Genomic DNA, 4,349 nt, shown 5'->3' with positions numbered 1-4,349 from the left:
CGACGACGGCGGAACCGAGATCTCGGCGGACACCCTCGGTCCGGTCACCGCGGCGGATCGCGGTAACGTGACCGACCTCCTCTTCCGGGAGGGCGTCTTCTCGGTGCCGGCGGGAACGCGTGAGGTCGTGCCCGAGGTCGTTCTCGACCGCAACAGCGGGCTCAGCAACGAGGCCTTCGCCGACGAGATCCGGGGACGAGTCTATCATTCCTTCTTTCTTCTTCCTTCTTCCTTCTTCCTTCTTCCTTTTTCCTTTTTTAATTATAATGAAAATCGCGATCGCACAACTCAATCCCACTATTGGTGATATTACAGGCAATGCAAAATTAATTTTAGAAGCTGCAAAAAAAGCTGAAAATTTAGATGCCAAATTGATGATTACTTCAGAATTATCTCTCATAGGCTATCCACCACGAGATTTATTAATTTATCCTAGTTTAATTGAAGCTGCTGCGACAGAGTTAGAAAAGTTAGCTAAAAATTTACCATCAGAAATAGCAGTTTTAGTAGGAACTGTAACTTTTAATTCTCAAGCTAATGAAATAGGAGAAAAATCATTATTTAATAGTGCGGTTTTATTAGGCAATGGAAAAGTCAAACAAATATTTCATAAAAGACTCTTACCTACTTATGATGTATTTGATGAACAACGATATTTTGAGCCTGGTAAAACTAGCGATTTTTTCACGTTAGAAATTCCTGGAAAAACCTCAGAATCTTTAGCTAAAATTGGCGTGACTATTTGCGAAGATTTATGGAATGATGCCGAATTTTGGGGAAGGCGAAATTATACTTGTGACCCAATGAAAGAATTAGCAGAAAATCAAGTTGATTTTGTCGTAAATATGTCTGCTTCTCCATATCGAGTAGGAAAGCAAAAATTGCGAGAGGCAATTTTAGAACATGGCACGAATCGTTATCAAATACCAATTATTTATGTTAATCAGATAGGCGGTAATGACGATTTAATTTTTGATGGTTGTAGTGTGGTTTTTAATAAGACTGGTAATGCGGTCTATCGAGCTAGTGCTTTTGCAGAAAATTTGGCAGTTGTTGAATTTAATCCAGCAAAAAAAGATTTGATTGTGACTAATTTTGAAAGTCTATATTTAGCAGAAAGTGAGGATGAAGAAATTTGGTCTGCTTTGGTCTTAGGGGTAAAAGATTATCTGCGTAAGTGTGGTTTTTCTAAAGTTGTTCTTGGTTTAAGTGGGGGAATAGATTCGGCTTTAGTTGCAGCGATCGCTACTGCTGCTTTAGGTAAAGAAAATGTTTTTACTATTTTGATGCCTTCTCCTTACAGTTCCGATCATTCTGTTAAAGATGCTTTGGAATTAGCGGAAAATTTGGGTATTACTAAACAAGTTATTCCTATTGGGAATTTAATGAAAAGTTATGACAATAGTTTGCAAGATTTATTTACAGGTACAAATTTTGGCATTGCTGAGGAGAATATTCAATCTCGGATTCGTGGGAATTTATTAATGGCAATTTCTAATAAGTTTGGTCATTTGCTTTTATCCACGGGTAATAAGTCAGAAATGGCGGTCGGTTATTGCACTCTTTATGGTGATATGAATGGTGGATTAGCAGTAATTTCTGATGTTCCGAAAACTCGTGTTTATTCTCTGTGTCGGTGGTTGAATCAACAGGCATTTAATAATAATCAAAATTTCTATGGAGCTGAAAATTTACTAATTACTGAACAGCAAAATATTATTCCAGAAAATATTCTGACTAAAGCTCCTAGTGCTGAGTTGAAAGAAGGTCAAAAAGATGAGTACTCTTTACCATCTTATGAAGTTTTGGATGATATTTTATACCGCTTAGTAGAAAAGTGTGAGTCTTTGGCAGAAATTATTGCAGCAGGACATGATTCAGAAGTAGTAAATAAGGTTATAAAGTTAGTGATGCGGGCAGAATTTAAACGTAGACAAGCACCCCCTGGATTGAAAATTAGTGATCGAGCTTTTGGTACTGGTTGGCGGATGCCTATTGCTAAGAAAAGTCATTTGTAGATTTGAGGTTGTCAGTTTTCAGTTTTGGCTAAAAGTTAATCTCTACTCTGATAAATAGCTGGTAAAATGCAATTAAAAAGTTATAGTCATTTTGATTGAGGTAAAAATTCATTCTGAACGCCACCAGAAAATCAAGACTCAACAGATGGCTATCCATCTCAACCTTCAAATATTGGAAAATTCATGTGGCTAATAGTTCATCTCTACTCTGAGTAAATAGCTGGTAAAATGCAATTAAAAAGTTATAGTCATCTTGATTGAGGTAAAAATTCATTCTGAACGTTACCAGAAAATCAAGACTCAACAGATGGCTATCCATCTCAACCTTCAAATATTGGAAAATTCATGTGGCTAATAGTTCATCTCTACTCTGATAAATAGCTGGTAAAATGCAATTAAAAAGTTATAGTCATCTTGATTGAGGTAAAAATTCATTCTGAACGCCACCAGAAAATCAAGACTCAACAGATGGCTATCCATCTCAACCTTCAAATATTGGAAAATTCATGTGGCTAAAAGTTCATCTCTAGTCTGATAAATAGCTGGTAAAATGCAATTAAAAAGTTACAGTCATCTTGATTGCAATAAAGATTCATTGTGAAAGCCACCAGAAAACAAGACTCAGGGAATGGCAATCAATCTTAACCCTCAAATATTAGGAAAGCTCATTTGGCTAAAAGTTAATTTCTAGTCTCATAGATAGCTGGTAAAATGCAATTAAAAAGTTATAGTCATTTTTATTGACCAATCAACTCATTCTGAACGCCACTAGAAAACAAGACTCCGGGGATGGCTATCAATTTCAACCCTCAAATATAAGGTTAGTTTGTTACCTTTTTCTTTCGGTGCGGAATGTCGCATAAACATAATTTTGAATTCTCCTTCTAAGATAATAAGTCAATAGCTGACTGCTGACTGCTGACTGCTGAAAGCTTACTAACTAAGACCAAACTCGTGGAGAACAACTAGGTCTTTTTAAATAAAAAATACGGAGATAATGCCAAACCGAATTAAACCAATCTTTCACATTAATTATTGACTGCCCACAATAGCGACAAATCATCCCTTTAGGAATACGAGTAACACCTACTTCACCAGACATATCAATACCTAAACTTTGCCACAAATCACGAACTTTTTTAACTACCTCTGCTGTAACAGGTTGCCCAACAAAAATGAAAGTTCCAACTACAGAATTATCAGCTAAACCCAAGAGACTATTAACCATTTCCGACCCTCCTTTTAAACATTGTCTGTCTACCCAGATAGGATAATTTTCTTGCCAAACCTCAGTATACGAACGCCAATTTCCTGCTAAAAATTTTTCCCCTCTAGCACTTCTGCCAAATCTAATAATTTCCCAACTCATCCAACTCGCTTCTACTCCTAAATGTACTTTTAAATCTTGCCGATACTCAGCACCATTAAAAAGTATTGTTGGTTGAGGGAACCATTCTAAACAAGACTGACTATGAAGGTTAATACTAATATTTTGTTGAGCAAGTTGACCATTACTACGATAAATTTTACTAGCAGCAGCAGTAGTAATTAAAGCATGGGTAGTCGGTTGTAATTCTATATTAATAGAAAGGCGATCGCCTCCTACAACACCACCAGCAGTATGTAAAATTACACTATGACAAACTTCATTTCCTTCTGGATAAAAAGGTCTTTGTATTTTTAATGGTGCTTGATTTTTGCTTGCCAGAATTTGAGTAGTATTGTGTTGCTTGCCATAAATTAAATCGAGACTACCGTGCCATTGTTTAGTCATAATTAGGATTTTTTTAGAGACTTTTTATATAGGAGAAGAAAGAAGGAAGAAGAAAGAACCGAAGTTAGAAAAATCTTACATTGTCTGAGTTTTAAGCTGTCGAGTTGCCCTAATCTTTCCTTCGACCTCTATATCCATAAATATAGAGAAAATCTTCTCATCACTTACTGTGGGATAGTCAATTTTAGTTATCACGGAAAAATGTGGCTTAGTTTGATACCCGGGTCGAAATAATTCCAGCAAAATTTTGACTTGAAAAACTTACTTCAGTCAAAGGTCTTTGTATTTTTAATGGTGCTTGATTTTTACTTGCCATAATTTGAGTATGATTGTTTTACTTGCCATAAATTAAATTGAGACTACCGTGCCACTCTTTAGTCATGATCGAGATTTTTTTAGAGACTTTTTATATAGGAGAAGAAAGAACCGAAGTTGGAAAAATCTTACGTTGTCTGAGTTTTAAGCTGTCGAGTTGCCCTAATCTTTCCTTCGACGACTATATCCATAAATATAGAGAAAATCTTCTCATCACTTACTGTGGGATAGTCAATTTTAGT

General features: G+C 36.0%; 3 protein-coding genes. 2 read left to right on the top strand and 1 reads right to left on the bottom strand.

The window, feature by feature from the left end; all coding sequences use genetic code 11:
* Both F6K13_RS20405 and F6K13_RS20400 read left to right on the top strand, forming a co-directional pair.
* Positions 1-307: hypothetical protein (locus tag F6K13_RS20405; protein ID WP_287288196.1), on the top strand; the 307-nt coding region annotated here is incomplete at its 5' end.
* Complete coding sequence (locus tag F6K13_RS20400; protein WP_124154166.1) at positions 267-2,018, top strand: NAD+ synthase; 1,752 nt, start codon at positions 267-269, stop codon at positions 2,016-2,018. The genes F6K13_RS20405 and F6K13_RS20400, both read left to right, overlap by 41 nt.
* A 940-nt stretch (positions 2,019-2,958) precedes the next feature.
* Here the strand turns inward: F6K13_RS20400 and F6K13_RS20395 are convergent.
* Complete coding sequence (locus F6K13_RS20395) at positions 2,959-3,792, bottom strand: urease accessory protein UreD (protein ID WP_124144491.1); 834 nt, start codon at positions 3,790-3,792, stop codon at positions 2,959-2,961.
* Positions 3,793-4,349 lie beyond the last annotated feature (557 nt).

Origin of the sequence: Okeania sp. SIO2B9, assembly GCF_010672505.1 — a bacterium.
Taxonomy (GTDB): domain Bacteria; phylum Cyanobacteriota; class Cyanobacteriia; order Cyanobacteriales; family Microcoleaceae; genus Okeania; species Okeania hirsuta.
Note: the sequence above shows the minus strand (reverse complement) of the source record. Positions and strands in the feature narration are given on the sequence as shown.

Excerpts from the sequence above, each read along its gene's own strand:
- F6K13_RS20400 (WP_124154166.1), top strand. The coding sequence starts at position 267 with ATGAAAATCGCGATCGCACAACTCAATCCCACTATTGGTGATATTACA.
- F6K13_RS20395 (WP_124144491.1), bottom strand. The coding sequence starts at position 3,792 with ATGACTAAACAATGGCACGGTAGTCTCGATTTAATTTATGGCAAGCAA.